21 protein-coding genes are annotated in these 21,011 nt (G+C 67.5%); 16 read left to right on the forward strand and 5 right to left on the reverse strand.

Annotated features, from left to right (window positions below):
- Positions 1–46 precede the first annotated feature (46 nt).
- The 4 genes from LRM18_RS00055 to LRM18_RS00070 all read right to left on the reverse strand — a co-directional run bounded on the left by LRM18_RS00055 (position 47) and on the right by LRM18_RS00070 (position 5,156).
- Positions 47–505 (reverse strand): hypothetical protein, encoded by a 459-nt coding sequence (locus LRM18_RS00055; RefSeq protein WP_049467474.1) that lies wholly within the window; start codon positions 503–505, stop codon positions 47–49.
- 196 nt (positions 506–701) lie between these two features.
- The gene (gene aqpZ, locus LRM18_RS00060; RefSeq protein WP_057493448.1) at positions 702–1,421 is read right to left on the reverse strand and encodes an aquaporin Z; all 720 of its coding nucleotides are present in this window, start codon (positions 1,419–1,421) and stop codon (positions 702–704) included.
- A gap of 121 nt (positions 1,422–1,542) precedes the next feature.
- Positions 1,543–2,406 carry a pirin family protein gene (locus LRM18_RS00065; protein ID WP_049427674.1) on the reverse strand — a complete coding sequence of 288 codons (864 nt, stop codon included), beginning with the start codon at positions 2,404–2,406 and terminating at the stop codon, positions 1,543–1,545.
- A 686-nt stretch (positions 2,407–3,092) separates the two neighbouring features.
- On the reverse strand, positions 3,093–5,156 hold the full coding sequence (locus LRM18_RS00070; RefSeq protein ID WP_049466844.1) for a 3-hydroxyacyl-CoA dehydrogenase NAD-binding domain-containing protein: 2,064 nt from the start codon (positions 5,154–5,156) through the stop codon (positions 3,093–3,095).
- A 235-nt stretch (positions 5,157–5,391) separates the two neighbouring features.
- On the opposite strand from LRM18_RS00070, the gene rpoE reads away from it, so the two are divergent.
- From rpoE to recO, 9 genes are all read left to right on the forward strand, one after another.
- Entirely contained in the window at positions 5,392–6,012 is a 621-nt protein-coding gene (gene rpoE, locus LRM18_RS00075) for an RNA polymerase sigma factor RpoE (protein ID WP_014038091.1), read from the forward strand.
- Positions 6,009–6,890: a sigma-E factor negative regulatory protein gene (locus LRM18_RS00080; protein WP_057493447.1), complete on the forward strand. Its 882-nt coding sequence runs from the start codon at positions 6,009–6,011 to the stop codon at positions 6,888–6,890. The genes rpoE and LRM18_RS00080 overlap by 4 nt, the downstream gene beginning before the upstream one ends.
- A 72-nt stretch (positions 6,891–6,962) precedes the next feature.
- Positions 6,963–8,495 carry a DegQ family serine endoprotease gene (locus LRM18_RS00085; RefSeq protein WP_057493446.1) on the forward strand — a complete coding sequence of 511 codons (1,533 nt, stop codon included), beginning with the start codon at positions 6,963–6,965 and terminating at the stop codon, positions 8,493–8,495.
- Positions 8,496–8,674: 179 nt separating this feature from the next.
- The gene (lepA, locus tag LRM18_RS00090) at positions 8,675–10,468 is read left to right on the forward strand and encodes a translation elongation factor 4 (protein ID WP_049435304.1); all 1,794 of its coding nucleotides are present in this window, start codon (positions 8,675–8,677) and stop codon (positions 10,466–10,468) included.
- Positions 10,469–10,523: 55 nt separating this feature from the next.
- Positions 10,524–11,318 carry a signal peptidase I gene (lepB, locus tag LRM18_RS00095; RefSeq protein WP_049464368.1) on the forward strand — a complete coding sequence of 265 codons (795 nt, stop codon included), beginning with the start codon at positions 10,524–10,526 and terminating at the stop codon, positions 11,316–11,318.
- Positions 11,319–11,355: 37 nt separating this feature from the next.
- The gene (locus tag LRM18_RS00100) at positions 11,356–11,739 is read left to right on the forward strand and encodes a DUF4845 domain-containing protein (protein ID WP_049464366.1); all 384 of its coding nucleotides are present in this window, start codon (positions 11,356–11,358) and stop codon (positions 11,737–11,739) included.
- Positions 11,729–12,409 (forward strand): ribonuclease III, encoded by a 681-nt coding sequence (gene rnc, locus LRM18_RS00105; RefSeq protein ID WP_053461035.1) that lies wholly within the window; start codon positions 11,729–11,731, stop codon positions 12,407–12,409. The genes LRM18_RS00100 and rnc overlap by 11 nt, the downstream gene beginning before the upstream one ends.
- On the forward strand, positions 12,406–13,302 hold the full coding sequence (gene era, locus LRM18_RS00110) for a GTPase Era (RefSeq protein WP_005410599.1): 897 nt from the start codon (positions 12,406–12,408) through the stop codon (positions 13,300–13,302). The genes rnc and era overlap by 4 nt, the downstream gene beginning before the upstream one ends.
- 18 nt (positions 13,303–13,320) lie before the next feature.
- On the forward strand, positions 13,321–14,040 hold the full coding sequence (gene recO, locus LRM18_RS00115) for a DNA repair protein RecO (RefSeq protein WP_270948788.1): 720 nt from the start codon (positions 13,321–13,323) through the stop codon (positions 14,038–14,040).
- 532 nt (positions 14,041–14,572) lie between these two features.
- On the opposite strand, the gene LRM18_RS00120 is transcribed toward recO, so the two are convergent.
- The gene (locus LRM18_RS00120) at positions 14,573–15,301 is read right to left on the reverse strand and encodes a response regulator (protein WP_057493175.1); all 729 of its coding nucleotides are present in this window, start codon (positions 15,299–15,301) and stop codon (positions 14,573–14,575) included.
- Between the two features lie 127 nt (positions 15,302–15,428).
- Here LRM18_RS00120 and rlmD point away from each other — a divergent pair, with 127 nt between their 5' ends.
- The 7 genes from rlmD (at position 15,429) to LRM18_RS00155 (ending at position 20,943) form a co-directional block, all read left to right on the forward strand.
- Positions 15,429–16,763 carry a 23S rRNA (uracil(1939)-C(5))-methyltransferase RlmD gene (gene rlmD / locus LRM18_RS00125; protein ID WP_053461033.1) on the forward strand — a complete coding sequence of 445 codons (1,335 nt, stop codon included), beginning with the start codon at positions 15,429–15,431 and terminating at the stop codon, positions 16,761–16,763.
- A 34-nt stretch (positions 16,764–16,797) separates the two neighbouring features.
- Positions 16,798–17,283 (forward strand): CYTH domain-containing protein, encoded by a 486-nt coding sequence (locus LRM18_RS00130; RefSeq protein WP_053506380.1) that lies wholly within the window; start codon positions 16,798–16,800, stop codon positions 17,281–17,283.
- A gap of 114 nt (positions 17,284–17,397) precedes the next feature.
- Positions 17,398–18,093: a DsbA family oxidoreductase gene (locus LRM18_RS00135; protein WP_270948796.1), complete on the forward strand. Its 696-nt coding sequence runs from the start codon at positions 17,398–17,400 to the stop codon at positions 18,091–18,093.
- Positions 18,094–18,257: 164 nt separating this feature from the next.
- A complete protein-coding gene (gene nagZ / locus LRM18_RS00140) occupies positions 18,258–19,265 on the forward strand; it encodes a beta-N-acetylhexosaminidase (protein ID WP_053506378.1) in 1,008 nt (335 codons plus the stop codon).
- Positions 19,265–19,819: a hypoxanthine-guanine phosphoribosyltransferase gene (locus LRM18_RS00145; RefSeq protein WP_005418223.1), complete on the forward strand. Its 555-nt coding sequence runs from the start codon at positions 19,265–19,267 to the stop codon at positions 19,817–19,819. The genes nagZ and LRM18_RS00145 overlap by 1 nt, the downstream gene beginning before the upstream one ends.
- 82 nt (positions 19,820–19,901) lie before the next feature.
- Positions 19,902–20,648: an S-methyl-5'-thioinosine phosphorylase gene (locus tag LRM18_RS00150; RefSeq protein WP_270948803.1), complete on the forward strand. Its 747-nt coding sequence runs from the start codon at positions 19,902–19,904 to the stop codon at positions 20,646–20,648.
- A gap of 88 nt (positions 20,649–20,736) precedes the next feature.
- Positions 20,737–20,943, forward strand: a complete 207-nt coding sequence (locus LRM18_RS00155) for a cold-shock protein (protein WP_005410590.1) — start codon at positions 20,737–20,739, stop codon at positions 20,941–20,943.
- Positions 20,944–21,011 lie beyond the last annotated feature (68 nt).

A 21,011-nucleotide genomic window follows, 5' to 3' on the forward strand; every position in this document is an offset into this window, starting at 1 on the left:
CGAGGTGTATTGCGGGGATGCTGCCAGGCAGTCATCCCCGTCACCTTCAGCGCCCGGCGGCCACGGCTGACGGCGTCAGGCTCATGCCCTGCGCCAGCTGTTGCAGTGAGCCCAGCTCCTGCGCGCTGTCCGGATACAGCGCAATCTGCGCGTAACGCCCTTTGTCGATCTTGACCACGCTGATGCGCCGTTCGGCGTAACCCGGCGGTTGCTGGCCGCCCAGGTCGGGCTGGTACCAGTACAGCGATTCACCGCCGAAGCTGCCTTTTTCCTGGCGCAGCGAGCGGTTCAACGGAATGGCGGGATCACGCGCGCTGAGCATCAGGCTCAGCACTTCACGACCGTCAGCGGTGCTGGCGCGGCAGACCAGGAAATCGGCCTGCACCTGCTGCTGCCACTGCAGGCCGCTGCTGGCCGGCAGCGAAGGACATTCGGACGGTGCCTGCGCGGCGGCCTGGGCCGCGGCGAACAACAGGCTCGACAAGATGACAGGCACGAACTTCATGCATCCCCCAAGGTGATGAGTTGTTTGGCTCCGCCAGCAGGCCCGGCGGCATGGCATCCCATCCCCGGATGCCGCCCCTTCCGGCATGTGCACGGATGGTCAACTCAACCTTAACGGAACGTGAGCAATCGCACAATTCGCGGTTACAGACGTAACCATTGCGGCCGCAGGGCGGCCGCAATGGGTGCCTCATGGATCAGCGGTCGTTGCCGATCCACTTGTAGATCAGGCCGCCGATCGCGCCGCCCAGCAGGGGGGCGACCCAGAACAGCCACAGCTGGCTGACCGCGCCGCTGCCGGCAAAGAAGGCCACGGCGGTGGAGCGGGCCGGGTTCACCGAGGTGTTGGTGACCGGAATGCTGATCAGGTGGATCAGGGTCAGCGACAGGCCGATGGCCAGCGGGGCGAAACCGGCCGGTGCCTTGCCGTGGGTGGAACCCATGATCACGATCAGGAACACCGCCGTCAGCACCACTTCGCACAGGAAGGCGGCTGCCACGCTGTATCCACCGGGCGACAGCGCGCCATAGCCATTGCTGGCGAACGCACCCGCCTGGCTGCCATCGATGGCAAAGCCACTGGCGCCGGAGGCGATCTGCAGCAGGATGAAGCCGGCCAGCAGGCCGCCGGCAACCTGGGCGATGATGTACGGCACCAGATCCCTGGTGGGGAAGCGACCACCGGCCCACAGCCCGACGCTGACTGCCGGGTTGAAGTGCGCGCCGGAGATATGGCCGAACGCATAGGCGCCGGTCACCACGGTCAGGCCGAAGGCCAGCGCCACGCCCAGGAAGCCGATCCCCAGCGGATTGCCGTCGCCACCGAACTTGGCGGCCAGCACCGCACTGCCACAGCCCCCCAGAACCAGCCAGAACGTGCCGAGGAATTCGGCGGACAAGCGTTTACCCATGCTCATGTGTTGCACTCCTTTGACGGTCTAAAGTGTGATTTATGTCACATTTCAGTGATCAGCGGGTGACTGTAGCGTCAACGCCGGGTGCAGGGATACACCTTCGGATGTGTGCAACACGCGATGTTCAGTACTGCGGCAGCGGGATGAATTCCTTGTCGTCGCCGGGGATGGTGCCGAAGCGACCGGCCTCCCAGTCGTGCTTGGCCTGCTCGATGCGCTCCTTCGAGCTGGACACGAAGTTCCACCACAGGTGGCGTGGGCCATCCAGCGGCTCACCGCCAAACAGCATCGCCTTCACCGGCGTCTTCGCGCGCAGGCGGCCGCGTGCGCCGGCCTCGGGAATCACCAGGTGCTGCGCAGGAATGTCCACGCCATCCAGCTGCGCCTCGCCTTCGAGGATGTACAGCGCGCGCTCGCGGTGGCCGTCGTCGATATCGATTTCGGCATCGGGGTCGAGATCGATGGCCACGTTGAGGGTGTCGGCGAACACCTTCACCGGCGATTCCTCGCCGTAGGCGCGGCCGGCGATCACACGCAGCCAGGCGCCGTTGCGGCGCTGCTCGGGCAGGGTGGCAGCGGCATGGTGGTAGAACGCCGGCTCGATTTCCTCGTGCGACTTCGGCAGCGCGACCCAGGTCTGCATGCCGTGGATCGGATTGTCATGGTCGCGGTCCGGTTGCGGCGTCCGCTCGGAATGGGCGATGCCGCGGCCGGCGGTCATCCAGTTGACGTCACCGGGGCGGATCACCTGATCCGAGCCCAGCGTGTCGCGGTGCCCGATCGCGCCCGACCACAGGTAGGTGACGGTGGCCAGACCGATGTGCGGGTGCGGACGCACGTCGATGGCGGTGCCCGGGTGCATCAGTGCTGGACCCATCTGGTCGACGAACACGAACGAACCGATGCTGCGCGCCTGCAGGGTGGGGACGGCGCGACGGACTTCCAGGCCGCCGATGTCGTGCACGCGCGGGGCGATGATGGTGGTCATGCGGGCGTTCTCGCTGGCAGGGATCAGGCGGTCAGCATCGCATGCAGCTGTGACGGGGGCATTCCCCGTATGGGTAACAGGTTGTTCCAGCCAACGGCGCAGCCCCTCGTGGCTGTGGGGGGGGCGCTGAAGGCGGAAGCAAGATCAAAAGCCGCGCTTGGCCGGGCGGGTGGGTTGCGCAGGACACGCCGTAAACCCCGCTCCGCGGTCCGGCCCAGCCGCTGGCGGCTGTGCGTTCGGGCGCTTGCGAAGCAGTGCTTCGCAAGCAAAGCGCCCTCACCCATGGGGGCTCGATGGCGCCATCCATGGCGCCAACGGTCCTGCGCAACCCACCCGCCCGACCTCTGACAGTTTCCGTGTGCGTCCAGCCACGGAGAAGAAAAAAGAAAATCAAAATCAAACGCGGGTCGCTTCGCTCCTGGTGTCGACCAAGGTCGACACCTACAGCCATCGCAGTTCACCCACCGTCACCGGGAAACTGTCAGGGGTGGGGCGGTGTCGGGTTGCGGGGTGTCCGCGGCATGGATGCCGCGGCCAAGCCCCCAAGGACGGGTTTACGGCGTCCCCGCAACCCGACACCGCCCCGCCCAACAAACAGAAAAGCCAGAGCCGCTTTGGCTCTGGCTTCTGCTGTGGAACTTGACGTTGCCTCTGCGGGGGCCGGGCCGCAGGCCCGGCCGATAAACTCAGACCACCGGTTCGCGCAGGGCGGGGTTGTCCCAGCCCGGGCGCGGGGCGAAGCGGTCGCCGTGGCGCTGCTGCAGCGCCTTCAGCCGCTCGACGATCGCATCGGCACCGACCGCGCGGATGTGCTGGATCGGACCGCCGCGGAACGGCGCGAAACCAGTACCGAAGATCACGCCAGCATCCAGCAGGTCCGCGTCGGCCACCACGCCCTCGTGCAGGCAGGCCACCGCTTCGTTCAACAGCGGCAGGATCAGGCGGTCCTCCAGATCGGCCGGGGCTTGGTAGTCACTGGCCACGTCCGGCTTCTTCGGCTTGCCGTTCTCCCAGGTGTAGATGCCCTGGCCATCCTTCTTGCCGCGCTTGTCCGGTTCCACCGTCTGCAGCGCGGCCGGGATCTGCAGGCCCAGGAACGGCGCCAGTTCGCGGCCGACGCCGGCGGCCACGTCCAGGCCGACCGTGTCGATCAGCTCGATCGGGCCCATCGGCATGCCGAACTTCACCGCAGCCCTGTCGATCACCGGGCCCGGAATGCCCTCGGCATAGGCGGTGGCCGCTTCCAGCATGTACGGGAACAGCACGCGGTTGACCAGGAAGCCCGGGCTGCCGGCCACCGGCACCGGGAACTTGCCCAGCGCCTTGCAGAACGCGGCCAGGCGGCGCTCGGTTTCCGGCGCCATGCCGTCGTGGTGGATGATCTCCACCAGCGGCATCTGCGCGACCGGATTGAAGTAGTGCAGGCCAGCGAACTGCGCCGGGCGCTGGATGTGGTCGCGCAGTTCCACCAACGGAATCGACGAGGTATTGGTGGTCAGCAGCGCGTCCAGCTTCATCTTCGGTTCCAGCGTCTGGTACAGCGCACGCTTGGCCTCAGGGTTCTCGATGATCGCTTCGATCACCAGGTCGGCCTCGGCCACACCGTGGCCTTCCAGGTCGGCGCGCAGGCGCGCGGCCACGGCAGGGCGCTTGCTTTCATCGCGCACCTTCTTGGCGAACAGCGCCTGCGCGCGCTCCATGGCCGGGTCGATGAAGCGCTGCTCGCGGTCCTGCAGGGTCACCTCGAAGCCCTTGTAGGCGGCCCATGCGGCGATGTCACCGCCCATCACGCCAGCACCGACCACGTGCACGTGGCGGATGCCGGAATCACCGCCGCCCAGGCCCTTCAGGCGTTCGGTCAGGAAGAAGATGCGGATCAGGTTGCGCGCGGTCGGCGTGCTCGCCAGCTTCACCACCGCACGGCGTTCGGCGTCCAGGCGGGCCTGGATCGGCTTGCCGCCGCTGCGCTGCCAGGTGCTGATCAGCGCATACGGCGCCGGATACTGGTCCTTCTTCGCCTTGCGCGCGACCTGCTTGACCATCTGCGGGGCCAGCAGCGTGCGCGCCAGCCAGGTGTTGGTGGCCCACGCGGTGGCGCGCTGCTTGAACGGGCGGGTGGTGCCGGACAGGGCCAGCGCCACGGCGGTGTCGAGCACCACTGCCGGTGCCACCACCTTGTCGACCAAGCCGATGCCACGCGCGGCCGAGGCCGACAGGGTACGGCCGGTCAACATCATGTCCATCGCTGCGGGAGCGCCCACCAGCTGCGGCAGGCGCGCGCTGCCGCCCCAGCCGGGGAAGATGCCCAGCTGGGTTTCCGGCAGGCCGATGCGGGTGCTGCTGTCATTGGACGCCACACGGTAGCGGCAGGCCAGCGCCAGCTCGGTGCCGCCGCCCAGGCAGTGGCCGTGGATGGCGGCCACCGTAGGGCAGGGCAGCTCGGCCAGCTTCTGGTACGTGGCCTGGCCGCGACGGATCGCGTCGTTGACGGTGCCGCGCCGATCGAATTCCTGGAACTCCTTCAGGTCGGCACCGGCAATGAAGCCGGCCTTCTTCAACGACTGGATGACCACGCCCTTGGGCGGGTCCAGGGCAATGCGCTCAAGCAGGTCGCCCAGTTCCAGCAGCACGTCCTGCGACATCGCATTGACGCTGCTGTCCTGGCGATCCAGGGAGAGAACCACCACGCCGTCGTCGCGGATCTCGGGGTGCCAGTGGCTGAAGCGGAGACCATCGAAGCCTGAGAGCATGGACGTTCCATCCGGTTGTGTATGGAGAAGCGGCTATGATCCAGAGGTTGTTTCCCCCGCGTCAAATCCCAATAGCAGGGGTGTGGCGTCCCCGGATCCATGGCCGTGGACCGGAACGCTAACGGAACGGTGGTTAAAAGCTGGTGCGGCGCCAGGTGATCGGCGACTGAACTTTTCCCGGGATTGGCAGTCTCATTGCCCGACGTCGGTTGGGCTGACAGGAGTGCGGCCCCTCATGGCCGATGTTGATACACCTCAGGAGCTGGATCTGGAGCTGGTCCGGCGCGTGCAGCACGGCGAGAGTGCCGCGTTCGATGTCCTGGTGCGCAAGTACCAGCATCGGGTCGTGGCCCTGGTCGGTCGCTACATCGCCGACTGGAGCGAATGTCAGGACGTCGCCCAGGACACTTTCATCCGTGCCTACCGCGCGATCGGGAGTTTCCGTGGCGATGCCCAGTTCTCAACCTGGTTGCATCGAATCGCCGTGAATACCGCCAAAAACTACCTGGCTTCACACAATCGACGGCCGCCGACCGATGACATCGACATCGGCGATGCCGAACAGTTCGACAGCGGTACCCGCCTGCGCGACACCGATACGCCCGAACGCGAGTTGATGCGCCAGGAACTGGAACAGACGGTGATGAAGGCCGTCAACGCGCTGCCGGAAGAACTCCGGTCGGCGATCACCCTGCGCGAGGTGGAAGGCCTGAGCTACGAGGATATCGCGCAGAAGATGGGGTGCCCGATCGGCACCGTGCGTTCACGGATCTTCCGGGCGCGCGAGGCGATCGACACCGAACTCCGGCCGCTGTTGGACATCGGCAGCGCCACCCGTGAGAAGAGCCGCGTATGACCAGTAACCCGTTCAACGAATCGCAGAACCATCAATCGCCCGCCGGGCAGCGCCTGGACCAGCGCCATCGCGAGCAGCTGTCGGCGCTGGTCGATGGCGAGCTCGGTGCCGATGAAGCGCGCTTCCTGCTGCGCCGCATGGAGCACGACCCCGAACTGGCCGGCTGCCAGGAGCGCTGGCAGCTGCTGGGCGACGTGATGCGCGGGCAGGCCCCGGCGCTGGCGCCGGCCGGCTTCAGCGCCGCCGTGGCCGCTGCCATCGCCGCCGAGCCGGTGCCACCGTCCGAGCCGCGTCGCCAGGTGCGCCGCGGTGGCTGGCGGGCCTGGGGCGGCGGCGCCGCCCTGGCCGCGTCGGTGGCCGCCGTCGCGCTGTTCATCGGCGGTGAGAAACTGAAGGAGGCGACGCCGGGTGAACCGCTGGCGCCGCAGGTGATCGCCAGCCAGGCGGAACTGGCGCCGGCACCGACCGCACCGGCCGCGGTGACCGAGGCGTCGGTGGATACGGCCGCGATGGCCGTGGCTGCTGCGCCGGCCGTGGCGATGGCCGCCTCCAGCCGCCGCCAGGACGCCCGCCGTGCCAGCGCCACGCGTACCCAGCAGGCCGGGCGTGCGGCGCAGCGCGATGAGGCCCCGCAACGGGCCATCGCCGCAGCGCCGGCGCCGTTGACCCCGACCGTGCCGGCCAACGCCAACCGCAACCTGCCGTTCGGCGAGGTGGGCGGACTGCAGGCCCGGCCGTGGCCGCGCTCCAGCCTGGCGCCCGCTGCCGGTGGCGCACTCAATGCCAGCTTCCCGGCCCATGCCGGCGGCGCGGCGTTCTATCCGTTCGAGCCGCGCCTGCAGGACGAGCTGCCGGTGCCGCCGCGCCCGCGCGACTGAGCCGGGCCTTCACGCCCCGCCGTCGGCGGGGCCCGTATTCCTCTTTCCATCCGACCCGGAGGTTGCCGTCCGATGATTCCCCGACTTCGCACGCAGGCCATTGGCCTGCTGGCCCTGACCCTTCCCCTGGCGGCCTGCGCGCAGGCGCCGGCGCCCGTCGCGCAGACCCAGCCCGCGCCAGCCGCGGCCGCGCGGGCACCGGCGCAGCCGCTGGTCAGTGGCCTGCCCGACTTCACCAACCTGGTCGAACAGGTCGGCCCGGGCGTGGTCAACGTCGATACCACCATCGTCCGCAACAACCGCCAGGCCGCGCGCGGCCCGATGGGCGACGATGACATGCCGGAGTTCTTCCGCCGCTTCTTTGGTCCCGACTTCCCGATGCCGGGGCAGGGGCCGGGTGGGCCGGACGGTGGCCCGAGCATCAAGGGCCGTGGCATGGGCTCGGGCTTCATCATCTCGCCCGATGGCTATGTGCTGACCAACTACCACGTGGTGGCCGACGCCAGCGACGTGAAGGTCAAGCTGGGCGACAGCCGTGAGTTCACCGCCAAGGTGGTGGGCAGCGACCAGCAGTACGACGTTGCGCTGCTGAAGATCGACGGCAAGAACCTGCCGACCGTGCGCGTGGGGGATTCCAACACCCTGAAGCCGGGCCAATGGGTCGTCGCGATCGGCTCGCCGTTCGGCCTCGACCATTCCGTTACCGCGGGCGTGGTCAGCGCCGTCGGCCGCAGTACGGGGGGCCCCGACCAGCGCTACGTGCCGTTCATCCAGACCGACGTGGCGATCAACCAGGGCAATTCCGGTGGCCCGCTGCTGAATACCCGCGGCGAGGTGGTCGGCATCAACTCGCAGATCTTCTCCGCCTCCGGCGGCTACATGGGCATCAGCTTCGCGATCCCGATCGATCTGGCGATGAGTGCGGTCGAACAGATCAAGAAGAGCGGCAAGGTCACCCGGGGCCAGCTCGGCGCGGTGGTCGAGCCGATCGATTCGCTGAAGGCGCAGGGCCTGGGCCTGCCGGACAGCCGTGGCGCCCTGGTCAACCAGATCGTGGCCGGCAGTGCGGCCGCCAAGGCGGGCGTGCAGGTGGGCGATGTCATCCGCTCGGTCAACGGCAGCCCGGTCAACAGCTGGTCCGATCTGCCGCCGCTGATCGGTGCAATGGCGCCGGGCAGCAAGGTCAACCTGGTGGTGTACCGCGACGGCAAGCCGCATGACCTCAGCGCGACCCTGACCGCACTGAGTGAAGACGGCCAGGCCACTGCCCGCGGGCCGGCGGCCGGCGGGGCCGAGGCGGCGCCGCAGACCGGCGTCAATGCCCTGCTGGGGCTGGACGTGAGCGACCTGAGCGCGGCCCAGCGCAAGCAGTTCGGGCTCAACGGCAACGAAGGCGTGCGTATCACTGCGGTCAAGGGCCAGGCCGCGCGTGATGCCGGGCTGTCGCCGGGCATGGTGATCCTGCAGGTTGGCCGGGTCGCAGTCGGCAGCGTGGATGCCCTGAACCGGGCGCTGTCCAGCTTCAAGAAGGACGACGTAGTGATGCTGCTGGTCCGCACGGCCAACGGCAACAGCGCCTTCGTGGCGGTCAAGGCCGGCCAGTAAGGCCCGCCGGGGCCGCTCCGGCGGCCTGCGTCTCCCCCCGAAGCCCCGCCCCGGCGGGGCTTCGGCCGTTCCAGGGCGGGCACGATGCGGCCGTTTTCGCGGCGGGGCGCCGGGCATGCGATAATCGACCGTTACCCTGACGACGCCGCGCGCCGCCGCCACCTATGTCTTCTGATTCGATGCGGAACATCCGCAACTTCTCCATCATCGCCCATGTCGACCACGGCAAGTCCACGCTGGCCGACCGCATCATCCAGCTCTGTGGTGGCCTGCAGGCCCGCGAGATGGAAGCGCAGGTGCTCGACTCCAATCCGATCGAGCGCGAGCGTGGCATCACGATCAAGGCACAGTCGGTGTCGCTGCCCTACCTGGCCAAGGACGGGCAGACCTACCACCTGAACTTCATCGACACCCCCGGGCATGTCGACTTCTCCTATGAAGTCAGCCGCTCGCTGGCCGCCTGCGAAGGCGCGCTGCTGGTGGTCGATGCGGCGCAGGGCGTGGAAGCCCAGTCGGTGGCCAACTGCTACACCGCCGTGGAGCAGGGCCTGGAAGTGGTGCCGGTGATCAACAAGATCGACCTGCCCACCGCCGACATCGAGCGCGCCAAGGCCGAGATCGAGGCCGTGATCGGCATCGATGCCTCCGACGCCGTGCCGGTCAGTGCCAAGACCGGCCTGAACGTGCAGGACGTGCTGGAAGCGATCGTGCACCGCATTCCGCCGCCGGCGCCGCGCGACACCGACAAGCTGCAGGCGCTGATCATCGACTCGTGGTTCGACAACTACCTCGGCGTGGTGTCGCTGGTGCGCGTGATGCAGGGCGAGATCAAGGCCGGTGACAAGCTGCAGGTGATGTCGACCGGCCGCAACCACCAGGTCGACAACGTCGGCGTGTTCACGCCGAAGCGGAAAGTGCTGCCGGCGCTGCGTGCCGGTGAAGTGGGTTGGGTCACCGCCAGCATCAAGGACGTGCATGGTGCGCCGGTCGGCGACACCCTCACCCTGGCTGGCGACCCGGCGCCCAAGCCGCTGCCGGGCTTCCAGGAAATGCAGCCGCGCGTGTTCGCCGGCCTGTTCCCGGTCGATGCCGAGGACTACCCGGACCTGCGCGAAGCGCTGGACAAGCTGCGCCTGAACGATGCCGCGCTGCGCTTCGAGCCGGAAAGCTCCGAAGCGATGGGCTTCGGCTTCCGCTGCGGCTTCCTGGGCATGCTGCACATGGAAATCGTGCAGGAACGCCTGGAACGCGAATACAACCTGGACCTGATCAGCACCGCGCCGACGGTGGTGTACGAGGTCCTGAAGACCGATGGCTCGATCATCAACATGGACAACCCGGCCAAGCTGCCGCCGGTGAACCAGGTCGAGGAGATCCGCGAGCCGATCATCCGCGCCAACGTGCTCACCCCCGAGGAGTACATCGGCAACATCATCAAGCTGTGCGAAGAAAAGCGCGGCAGCCAGATCGGCATCAACTACCTGGGCAGCCAGGTGCAGATCAGCTACGAGCTGCCGATGGCCGAGGTGGTGCTGGACTTCTTCGACAAGCTGAAGTCGGTCAGCCGCGGCTATGCCTCGCTCGATTACCACTTCGTGCGCTTCGACGCAGGCCCGTTCGTGCGCGTGGACGTGCTGATCAACGGTGACAAGGTCGATGCGCTGTCGCTGATCGTGCACCGCAGCCACGCCGATCGCCGTGGCCGCGAACTGTGCGAGAAGATGAAGGACCTGATCCCGCGCCAGATGTTCGACGTGGCCATCCAGGCTGCCGTCGGCTCGCAGATCATCGCCCGCACCACGGTCAAGGCCATGCGCAAGAACGTGCTGGCCAAGTGCTATGGTGGCGACGTTTCGCGCAAGAAGAAGCTTCTGGAAAAGCAGAAGGAAGGCAAGAAGCGCATGAAGCAGGTCGGACGCGTGGAGATTCCGCAGGAAGCGTTCCTGGCCGTCCTGCAGATGGACAACAAGTAAGGCCCGCACCGGCCCTGCAGGGCCGGTCGTCTGGTGACGTTGCAAAGGACCCTGAATGAAACTGTTTGAGATCCTCCTGGTCGTGCTGACCCTGGCCTCGGGCCTGATCCTGCTCGCGGACAAGCTGTACCTCGCCAAGCGTCGCGCCCAGCGCGCGGGCCTGCTCGACTCCGAGCCGGTGCTGGTGGACTACTCGCGTGCGTTCTTCCCGGTGCTGGCGATCGTGCTGATCGTGCGCAGTTTCATCGCCGAGCCGTACAAGATCCCGTCCAGCTCGATGATGCCGAACCTGCTGATCGGCGATTTCATCCTGGTCAACAAGTTCTCCTACGGCCTGCGCCTGCCGATCAGCAACACCAAGATCGTGCCGTTTGGCGAGCCGTCGCGCGGTGACGTGGTGGTGTTCCACTTCCCCGGCCACAGCGACAATGATCCGGCCAAGGGCGAGAACTTCATCAAGCGCGTGATCGGCGTGCCGGGTGACACCGTGGTCTTCGAAGGCGACGGCGTGATCCTCAACGGCGAGCCGCTGAAGTACGACAACAAGGGCATCTATGCCGGGCACAAGGGCCAGGGCGAGGGTGCCAACCTGCTGGTCGAGCACCTGCCGGGCCGCACCCACACCGTGCTGGAGACCGACTACCCGCGTGGCCAGGGCCAGTGGACCGTGCCGGCCGGCAAGTACCTGGTGATGGGTGACAACCGTGACAACAGCGATGATGGCCGTTTCTGGGGGCTGCTGCCGGAAGAAAACCTGCGCGGCAAGGCCTTCCTGATCTGGCTGAACTGCCAGGGCTGGTTCTGCAAGGATGGCTTCGAGCCGTCGCGGATCGGCTCGGGCATCAACTGAGTACCTTCACATCCAACGCGTATCTGGGGAGAACGCAATGAAGACGATGAACACGCAGCGTGGCATGACCCTGACCTCGTTCCTGACGGTCCTGATCGTGGTCGGTTTCTTCCTGTACATCGGCATGAAGCTGTTCCCGATGTACCAGGAGTATTACGCGGTGCGCTCGGCGATGAAGAGCCTGGCCAACGAGCCGGGCGTGGGCAGCATGGAGCCGGCCCGGATCCAGGATCTGTTCTTCAAGCGCCTGTACATCAACTATTCGGAAAACGTGAAGCCGGCCAACGTGAAGTTCGACCGTCGCGACAATGGCTGGACCCTCAAGGTCAACTACGAAGTGCGCCGTCCGCTGGTCGGCAACCTGGATGTGGTTGGCAAATTCGATTCATCCCAGGACCTGACCCGAAGCGGTGCCGAATAAACCTTTCCAACGTGGCGACCTGATCGGTCATCCCTTCCGCGACCCGGCGCTGCTCACGCAGGCGCTGACCCATCGCAGTGCCGGCGCGCCGCACAACGAGCGCCTGGAATTCCTGGGCGACAGCATCGTCAACATGATGGTGGCCGAAGCGCTGTACCAGCGCTGGCCCAAGACCGACGAGGGCGCGCTGACCCGCGCCCGCGCCGAGCTGGTGCGCGAGGGGGCGCTGGCGCTGATCGCCCGCACGCTGCAGCTGGGCGAACGCCTGACGCTGGGGCCGGGCGAGATGAAGTCCGGCGGCCACCGCCGCGATTCGATCCTGGCCGATGCGCTGGAAGCCGTGGTGGCTGCGATCTACCTGGATGCCGGTTTCGAGGCCTGCCGGGCGGTGGTACTGCCCTGGTTCAGCGCTTCGATCGAGGCACTGCCGGCCTCCGGCCGGCCCGAGAAGGACCCCAAGACCCGCCTGCAGGAATGGCTGCAGGCCCGACAGAAGGCGTTGCCGCAGTACGAACTGGTGTCAGAATCCGGTGACGACCACGCCAAACATTTCCGGGTACGCTGCAACGTAGCTGACCCGGCCGCCAGCACCGAGGGCGAAGGCCCCTCGCGGCGGCTTGCCGAACAACAGGCGGCTGCGGCCGTCCTAGAACAACTGGATTCCAAGTGAGCGAACAAACTCCCCATCATTGCGGCAGCGTGGCCGTCATCGGCCGCCCGAACGTGGGCAAGTCGACCCTGACCAATGCCCTGGTCGGCGCCAAGGTCAGCATCGTCTCCAACCGCCCGCAGACCACGCGCCATCGCCTGCTGGGCATCGCCACCTATCCGGAAGGCCAGCTGGTGCTGGTCGATACTCCCGGCCTGCACAAGGTGCAGAAGCGGGCGATGAACCGGGTGATGAACCGCGCTGCGCGCGGCTCGCTGGAGGGCGTCGACGCCGGCCTGCTGGTGATCGAAGCCGGCCGCTGGGACGAAGAGGACAGCCTGGCCTTCAACGTGCTGCGCGACGCCGGCATCCCGGTGGTGCTGGTGGTCAACAAGATCGATCGCCTGAAGGAAAAGGGCGCGCTGCTGCCGTTCCTGCAGCAGGTGACCGAAGGCCGCGACTTCGCCGCGGTGCACCCGATCTCGGCGCAGAAGCGCAACGGCCTGGAAGCGCTGGTGCGCGACGTGCTGAAGCTGCTGCCCGAAGCCCCGCCGATGTTCGGCGAGGACGAGATCACCGACCGCAGCCAGCGCTTCCTGGCCGGTGAACTGGTGCGCGAGCAGCTGATGCGCCAGCTCGGCGAGGAACTGCCTTACGCCACCACGGTCGAGATCGAGCGCTTCACCGAAGACGGCAATCTGCTGCGCATCGGTGCGGTGATCTGGGTCGAGCGCGAGGGCCAGAAGGCCATCGTGATCGGCAAGGGCGGCGCTCGCCTGAAAGAGATCGGCGCCAAGTCGCGCCTGCAGATGGAACGCCTGTTCGGAGCCAAGGTGTTCCTGGAAACCTGGGTGCGCGTGCGTGAAGGCTGGTCCGACGACGAGGCCGCACTGAAGGCCTTCGGTTACGAGTAAGCGGTCGCGGTCGCTTCGATGATGATCGAGGACGACACCGGCTTCGTGCTGCACGCACGGGCCTACCGCGAGACCAGCCTGCTGGTCGAAGTGTTGAGCGCGCAGCACGGCCGTATCGGACTGCTCGCGCGCGGCGTGTCCACCGCCAAGGGCCAGGTGCTGCGCGCCGCCCTGCAGCCGTTGCAGTGGATCCGCTTCAGTGCCCAGCAGCGCGGCGAACTGGCCCAGCTGCGGGGTGCCGAAGCGCTGGATGCGGCGCCACGCCTGGTCGGCCAGGCGATGCTGGCCGGCTTCTACCTGAGTGAACTGACCCTGCGCCTGGCCCCGCGCCAGGACCCGCTGCCGGAGCTGTACCTGGCTTACGGCGAAGCACGCGCACGGCTGGCGGTAGGTGCCGGGCTGGCCTGGACCCTGCGTCGCTACGAACGCGAGCTGCTGGCCGCGCTGGGCCTGGGCTTTGCGCTGGACAGTGCCAGCGACGGCCAGCCCATCGACCCGGCGGCGCGCTACGAACTGGACCCGCAGGAGGGGGCGCAGCGCCTGCTGAGCGAGCGTGGCGGGGAGCGCCGGGCGACGGCCACTGGCTCGGCGCTGCTGGCCCTGGCGGCCGACGAGGAGCCAGATGCCGCCGATCTGGCCAGCCTGCGCCTGCCGATGCGGCGGGTCCTGGCCCATCACCTGGGCGCGCGCGGGCTGAAGTCCTGGGAAATGCTCGAGCAGCTTGCGCCCCGCAGGTAGGGGGTGTGCGGCAGGGCTTGCAGCCCTGCACCTGCCGAAGCCGAAGCCGAAGCCGAATCAACGTCAACGGCAAAAGCTGGCTATCCGTGGGTAGGCGGGGTGGGTCCGGTTGCGGGAGACGCCGTAAACCCATCCCTGGGGGCTTGGCCGCGGCATCCATGCCGCGGACACTCCCGCAACCGGACCCACCCCGCCTTCGACAGTGTTCCGCGAGCTGTCGGAACGGCGTGGGGTCGGATCCGTTTTCCGCAGGAAAACGGATCCGACCCCAGATTGATTTCGATATCTGATAGAGATTCATCCACGCATGGCGTGGATCTACCCGATCGCGGAAAACTGTCAGAGGTGGGGCGATGTCGGAGGGCGGGGTGTCAGCCGCATGGATGCGGCTGCCAAGCCCCCATGGATGGGTTCACGGCGTCCCCGCACTCCGACACCGCCCCGCCAACCCACGGAATGCCAGCTTTTGCTTTTGCTGTTGCCTTGGTTTGAAGCCTCGGCAGGTGCAGGGCGCAGCCCTGCCGAACACCCCTCAATGCAGCAGGGCAGCTACCGCGTCGCGGAACCCCGCCTGGGCCTGCCCGGAGTCGGGTGCGTAATGCAGCTGGCGCACGGCCCGGCCCAACCGGGCCGCCCCCACGAAGCCACAGCTCGCCTGCAGCCGATGCAACTGGCTGCGCAGCTGGCGCTCGTCGTGCTGGTCCACCGCCTGCTCGACCGCGTCGCGAACACCGGGCAACTCGGCCAGGAACAGCTCGCGCAAGGCGATCAGATGGTTGCGCTGGCCATTGAGCGCGGCCAATGCCGCAGTCTCGTCCCAGTCCTGCACCTGCAGTTCGACGGCGGCCGGGGCCTGCGCCACGAAAATTCCCGCCGGGCTGTTGACCAGGGCGCGGCGCACTGCTTTCAGCAGCTGGTCGCGTCCGAGGGGCTTGACCAGCGTGTCACTGAAGCCGGCTTCGCGCAGGCGGGCGTGGATGGTGGCATCGCCGTCGGCGGTATGCGCCAGCGCCGGCGTGTCCGGATGGGATCGGCGCAGCTCGCGCAGCAGCTGCGCGCCATTGCCGTCCGGCAGGTTGACGTCGATCAGCCACAGATCATGCGCGCCGGGTTCGGCACTGGCCAGCGCACTGGCCAGCGAATCTGCGGTGTCCACATCCGCCGGTAACGTTTCCAACGCCGCCTTGAAAAAACCGCGGCTGATGATGTCGTCCTCGACAAGCAGGAAGCGGGGCCGTGCGGCCCGCGGGGTCATCTGCATCAGGGCTGCCTCCATGTCAGCTGGCCCAATCATCAAGCACGACGGCCACCGGCGCAAGCGGGTCCGGACCCCATCAGTCAGGATCTGCGACAATACGCCCCCATTTTTGCCCGCAGCCTGTTGCCACGTGGCCCGATCCCGCTCCCGCACCGACCGTACCCCGTTCCAGACCGAGATCCTCGACCTCAGCCATGATGGTCGCGGCGTCGCCCGCCGTGAAGGCGAGGGCGGCAAGGTCACCTTCGTCAGCGGCGCCCTGCCCGGCGAGGTGGTGAAGGCTGAACAGACCGCCCGCAGCCGACATTTCGACGAGGCACGCACGCTGGAGGTGCTGCAGGCCTCGCCGCAGCGGGTGACGCCGAAGTGCCCCCATTTCGGCACCTGTGCCGGCTGCGTGCTGCAGCACCTGGACGAGGCCCAGCAGATCGTCGCCAAGCAGCGCGTGCTGATGGACAACCTGGAGCGGATCGGCCATGTGAAGCCGGGCACCGTGCTGCCGCCGCTGGTCGGCGAAAGCTGGGGTTACCGCCGCAAGGGCCGCTTCTCGGTGCGCCGGGTCGAGAAGAAGGACAAGACCCTGGTCGGCTTCCGTGAACAGGATCCGCGTTTTGTCGCCGACCTCAGCCAATGCCTGACGGTGATTCCGGAAATCGGCACCAAGGTCGAGGCGCTGTCCACCTTCATCGAATCGCTCGATGGCAAGCGCGACATCCCGCAGATCGAGTTCATCGCCGGTGACCAGGCGGTGGTGCTGACCGTGCGCCACCTGCAACCGCTCAGCGATGCGGACCGCGCGGCCTGGGCGGCCTTCGGCCAGCAGCATGGGTTCGTGATCTACCTGCAGTCCGGCGGCGTGGACACCGTGCAGCCGCTGGACGGGCAGGGCGTGCCGCTGTCGTTCCGGCTGGCGCCGTGGGACGTTGAACTGGCGTTCCGCCCGCTGGATTTCATCCAGGTCAATGCCAAGCTCAACGAGAAGATGATCGCCCATGCCCTGGACCTGCTGCAGCCGGGCGAGGACGAGCGCGTGCTGGACCTGTTCTGTGGCCTGGGCAACTTCACCCTGCCGCTGGCCCGCCGTGTGCGCGAGGTGGTGGGCGTCGAAGGCGATGCCGGCCTCGTCGCGCGTGCGCGTGAGAACGCCGAGCGCAACGGCCTGGCCAACGCACAGTTCTTCAGCGCCGACCTGACCCAGGACCAGCGCAGCACCCCGTGGATGCGCCAGGGCTTCGACAAGCTGCTGCTGGATCCGCCGCGCTCGGGCGCGATCGAAGTGCTGCAGCAGCTGCCGCTGAAGCAGTTCAAGCGCATCGTCTACGTCAGCTGCCACCCGGGCTCGCTGGCACGCGATGCCGGCTATCTGGTCAACGAACAGGGCTTCACCCTGGTCAGTGCCGGTGCGATGGACATGTTCCCGCACACCGCGCACGTGGAAAGCATCGCGGTATTCGAGAAGCGCTGAGCGGCGGTCATCACCCGTGGCGCATAATTGCGCCATGGGCATCGAAATCGAACGCAAATTCCTCGTCAGCAGTGAGGGCTGGCGCACCGCCGCGCATCGGGTGATCCCGATGGCGCAGGGCTACATCAACGACATGGGCGCGCTCGACCGCGGCACCCAGAACGCCTCGGTGCGCGTGCGCATCGAAGGCGACCACGCCGCGCTGAACCTGAAGTCGCGCACGATCGGCCATACCCGCCAGGAGTTCGACTACCCGATCCCGGTGGAGGATGCGCGCGCCCTGCTGGCGCTGTGCGTCGGTGGCCTGATCGACAAGCGCCGCCATCTGGTCGAACACGCCGGCCTTACCTGGGAAGTGGACGAGTTCCTCGGTGACAACGCTGGCCTGGTGGTGGCGGAGGTCGAACTGGACAGCGCCGACCAGGCGATCGACCTGCCGGACTGGGTCGGTGCCGAAGTGACCGACGACGCCCGCTACTACAACGTAGCGCTGGCCAATCATCCCTATTCACAGTGGTGAAATCCCCCAAAAAGGGGACGGAGGGGATTAAGTCGTCTTTACCCCACCTGTGCGGGAAACGACTTAATCCCTCCGTCCCCTTTTTTCGAGGGCGACGGGCCCCATGTGGTGGGGATGAGAATCGACATCTACTCCGACGTGGTCTGCCCCTGGTGCTGGATCGGCAAGCATCGTTTCCAGCAGGGCGTGCAGTTGCTGGGCGAGAACGCGCCTGACCTCGATATCCACTGGCAGCCGTTCCAGCTGGACCCGGATGCGGACGCTACCCCGGTGCCGCTGCGCGAGGCATACGTGCGCAAGTTCGGTGGCGTCGAGCGCACCGAGCAGATCCTCGGCCAGACCCAGACCACCGCGCGGGCCGAGGGCCTGCCGATGGACTTCAGCCGTGGCCAGGTGCGGGTGACCACGCTGCCGGCCCACCGGTTGCTGTGGTTGGCGGGCGAGCATGGCGTGCAGGACGCGGTCGGCGAGGCGCTGTTCCGCGCCCACTTCGAGCATGGCCAGAACCTGGCGGACCCCTCGGTGCTGATCAAGGCCGGCGTGGCAGGTGGCCTCGACGCTGGCGAAATCGCGCAGATGCTGGCCTCCGACCGCGGCCTGGCCGAGGTCGAAGCCAAGCTCGGCCAGGCCCATGCGCTGGGCGTTTCCTCGGTGCCGACCTTCGTCATTGATGGAAAGTGGGCCATTTCCGGGGCACAGCCGCCCGAGGCCTTCGCCAACGCGCTGCGCCAGATCGCCGCCGAGCAGGGGGCTGCGGCCACCCCGGGGGTCGGCGACGAGGCCTGCGGCCCGGATGGCTGCAAGGTCTGAGCAGATCGGGGGCAGCGCCCTGCGGGGATCCCGGCCCCGGGGTCAGATGCCCGCAGGGGCTCTGACCCCACACTGCTCCCCCTTGTTCTGACCCCTGCGCCTGTCGGCCGGTTCTGCGACAATGCGGCACTGCGCCATGCGGGCGCGTGTTGTGGAGATCGACCATGCTGCTGATCGGCGTTGCCGGCACCGAACTGACCGCCCAGGAACGTGACTGGCTGCAGCACGATGCCGTGGCCGGAGTGGTGCTGTTCAAGCGCAACTTCGCCTCGCGCCAGCAGGTGACCGATCTGAGTGCGGCGATCCGTGCCGCCGCCCCGCGCCCACAGCTGATCTGCGTGGACCAGGAAGGCGGCCGCGTGCAGCGTTTCCGCGAGGGCTACAGTGCGCTGCCGCCGCTGCAGGACATCGGGGCGCTGTACGCCACCGATCCGCAGCAGGCGCTGGCGCTGGCCGAGCAGCACGCCTGGCTGATGGCCAGCGAAGTGCGCGCCAGCGGCGTGGACCTGAGCTTCGCGCCGGTGGTCGACCTGGGCCGTGGCAACCGCGCCATCGGCAACCGTGCCTTCAGTGAAGACCCGCAGGTGGTGGCCGCGTTCACCGCCGCCTATGTGCGCGGCATGCACGCGGTCGGCATGGCCGCCACGCTCAAGCATTTCCCCGGCCACGGCACCGTGCTGGAAGACACCCACGTCGATACCGCGATCGATCCGCGCGCGCTGGACGAACTGCGCGCCCAGGACCTGGTGCCGTTCCAGGCCGGCATCGCCGCCGGTGCCGACGCGGTGATGATGGCGCACGTGATCTATCCGCAGGTGGCACCGGAGCCCGCCGGCTACTCACCGCGCTGGATCCAGGACATCCTGCGTGGCGAGCTCGGTTTCCGTGGCGTGGTGTTCTCCGATGACATCGGCATGGCCGCCTCGCACAGCGCCGGTGGCGTGCCGGCACGCGTGCACGCGCATCTGGATGCGGGCTGCGACGTGGTGCTGGTCTGCCACCCGGAACTGGTCGACGAAGCCCTGCACGCCGTGCAGGGACGCGCTCTGAACACTGCTGCGCTGCTGGGCCTGCTGGGCCGCGGCGCGCTCGGCTGGGACGGCCTGCTGGCCGATGCCCGCCATGGCGACACCCAATCCCGTCTGCTTGAAACCCTTGGAAGAACCGTCTGATGCCCAACCTCACCATTTCCCAGGCCCTGGCCCAGGCTGACCTGCTGGTCGACCGCCCCACCATCGACAAGGCCATCGCAGCGATCGCCGACGCCATCGCGCGCGATTACAAGGGCGAGGTGCCGCTGTTCCTGTCGATCATGCACGGTGCGCTGCCGTTCGCCGGCCAGCTGGCGCTGGAACTGGGCGCGCGTGGCCAGGACGTGCAGTTCGATTACCTGCATGCCACCCGTTACCGCGGCGAAACCACCGGCGGCGACCTGGTCTGGAAGCACAAGCCGGCCACGTCGCTGTTCGGCCGCCGCGTGCTGCTGGTCGATGACATCCTCGACGAGGGCTACACCCTGCAGGGCGTGCGCACCTGGTGCCTGGAACAGGGCGCGACCGACGTGCGCATCGCGGCGATGACGGTGAAGAAGCACGACCGCGCGCTGCCGGACGTGACCGCCGACTACGCCGGCATCGAACTGCCGGACCGTTACGTCTTCGGCTTCGGCATGGACGTCAACGAGACCCTGCGCTGCGTGCCGGCGATCTACGCAATGAAGGAGTAACGGCGCAGCTGCCTGCGACGCGTCTTCTTCCACCGCCGGCATCCTCGGGTGCCGGCGTTCGTCTTTCCCTGGAGTGCTTTGAATGCAACAGATCGCCCTGGCCGTGATCGGCGGTACCGGTGTCTACAACCTGGCCAAGCTCGACGACGTGCAGACCCACGAGGTCGACACCCGCTTTGGCCGCCCGTCCGGCCCGGTGCGCGTGGGCACGCTGCTCGGCCATCGCGTGGCGTTCCTGGCGCGGCATGGCGAGGGCCATTCACTGCCGCCGCACAAGGTCAACTACCGCGCCAATCTGGCCGCGCTGCAGCAGCTGGGCGCGCAGCGGGTGCTGGCATTGAACACGGTGGGTGGCATCACCGAGAACTTTGGTCCGCGCGTGCTGGCCTGCCCGGACCAGATCATCGACTACACCTGGGGCCGCATCAGCACGATCTGTGAAGAAGAAGGCACCGACGTGGTCCACGTCGATTTCGGCCATCCGTACACGCCGATGCTGCGCAGCAAGATCCTGGCCGCGGCCAGAGTGACCGGCGTCACGGTCCATGACGGTGGCTGCTATGGCACGACGCAGGGCCCGCGCCTGGAAACCATCGCCGAGATCGCCCGCATGCGCCGCGACGGCTGCGACCTGGTGGGCATGACCGGCATGCCGGAGGCCGCGCTGGCACGGGAGCTGGGGCTGGATTACGCCTGCCTGGCGATCGTCGCCAACTGGGCCGCCGGCTGCGGTGATGGCGAGGAAATCACGATGGCCGAAGTGCTGGCCAACGTCCAGGCGGCCAGCAACGGACTTCCGGAACTGGTGGGCGAATTGGCACGGGGGTGATTGTCTTCGCCGAGCAAGCTTTGCATACTCAGCTTGTGCGCGGGTTCAGCGTACACCACCCATTCATTGCATAAGGTCTCGCATCACCATGCCGAACGGTACCGTCAAGTGGTTCAACGACGCCAAGGGATTTGGCTTCATCTCGCCGGAGGATGGCAGCGCCGACGTGTTCGCGCACTTCTCCGCCATCAACTCCAAGGGCTTCCGCAGCCTGCAGGAAGGCCAGCGTGTCACCTATGACGTGACCCAGGGTCCGAAGGGCGCCCAGGCTTCGAACATCACGCCGGCCGAGTGACCCACTCGACAGTGCGTTGAAAACCCCGCTCCGGCGGGGTTTTTTTTGCCGGGTGCACGCAGTCCGTT

Source organism: Stenotrophomonas sp. PI_27, assembly GCF_027854495.1.
GTDB classification, from domain to species: Bacteria; Pseudomonadota; Gammaproteobacteria; order Xanthomonadales; family Xanthomonadaceae; genus Stenotrophomonas; species Stenotrophomonas pavanii.

What these genes read in the sequence shown, in the direction of transcription:
- LRM18_RS00055 (WP_049467474.1), bottom strand. Translation starts at nt 505, where the DNA reads ATGAAGTTCGTGCCTGTCATCTTGTCGAGCCTGTTGTTCGCCGCGGCC.
- aqpZ (WP_057493448.1), bottom strand. Translation starts at nt 1,421, where the DNA reads ATGAGCATGGGTAAACGCTTGTCCGCCGAATTCCTCGGCACGTTCTGG.
- LRM18_RS00065 (WP_049427674.1), bottom strand. Translation starts at nt 2,406, where the DNA reads ATGACCACCATCATCGCCCCGCGCGTGCACGACATCGGCGGCCTGGAA.
- LRM18_RS00070 (WP_049466844.1), bottom strand. Translation starts at nt 5,156, where the DNA reads ATGCTCTCAGGCTTCGATGGTCTCCGCTTCAGCCACTGGCACCCCGAG.
- rpoE (WP_014038091.1), top strand. Translation starts at nt 5,392, where the DNA reads ATGGCCGATGTTGATACACCTCAGGAGCTGGATCTGGAGCTGGTCCGG.
- LRM18_RS00080 (WP_057493447.1), top strand. Translation starts at nt 6,009, where the DNA reads ATGACCAGTAACCCGTTCAACGAATCGCAGAACCATCAATCGCCCGCC.
- LRM18_RS00085 (WP_057493446.1), top strand. Translation starts at nt 6,963, where the DNA reads ATGATTCCCCGACTTCGCACGCAGGCCATTGGCCTGCTGGCCCTGACC.
- lepA (WP_049435304.1), top strand. Translation starts at nt 8,675, where the DNA reads ATGCGGAACATCCGCAACTTCTCCATCATCGCCCATGTCGACCACGGC.
- lepB (WP_049464368.1), top strand. Translation starts at nt 10,524, where the DNA reads ATGAAACTGTTTGAGATCCTCCTGGTCGTGCTGACCCTGGCCTCGGGC.
- LRM18_RS00100 (WP_049464366.1), top strand. Translation starts at nt 11,356, where the DNA reads ATGAAGACGATGAACACGCAGCGTGGCATGACCCTGACCTCGTTCCTG.
- recO (WP_270948788.1), top strand. Translation starts at nt 13,321, where the DNA reads ATGATGATCGAGGACGACACCGGCTTCGTGCTGCACGCACGGGCCTAC.
- LRM18_RS00120 (WP_057493175.1), bottom strand. Translation starts at nt 15,301, where the DNA reads ATGCAGATGACCCCGCGGGCCGCACGGCCCCGCTTCCTGCTTGTCGAG.
- LRM18_RS00130 (WP_053506380.1), top strand. Translation starts at nt 16,798, where the DNA reads ATGGGCATCGAAATCGAACGCAAATTCCTCGTCAGCAGTGAGGGCTGG.
- LRM18_RS00135 (WP_270948796.1), top strand. Translation starts at nt 17,398, where the DNA reads ATGAGAATCGACATCTACTCCGACGTGGTCTGCCCCTGGTGCTGGATC.
- nagZ (WP_053506378.1), top strand. Translation starts at nt 18,258, where the DNA reads ATGCTGCTGATCGGCGTTGCCGGCACCGAACTGACCGCCCAGGAACGT.
- LRM18_RS00145 (WP_005418223.1), top strand. Translation starts at nt 19,265, where the DNA reads ATGCCCAACCTCACCATTTCCCAGGCCCTGGCCCAGGCTGACCTGCTG.
- LRM18_RS00150 (WP_270948803.1), top strand. Translation starts at nt 19,902, where the DNA reads ATGCAACAGATCGCCCTGGCCGTGATCGGCGGTACCGGTGTCTACAAC.
- LRM18_RS00155 (WP_005410590.1), top strand. Translation starts at nt 20,737, where the DNA reads ATGCCGAACGGTACCGTCAAGTGGTTCAACGACGCCAAGGGATTTGGC.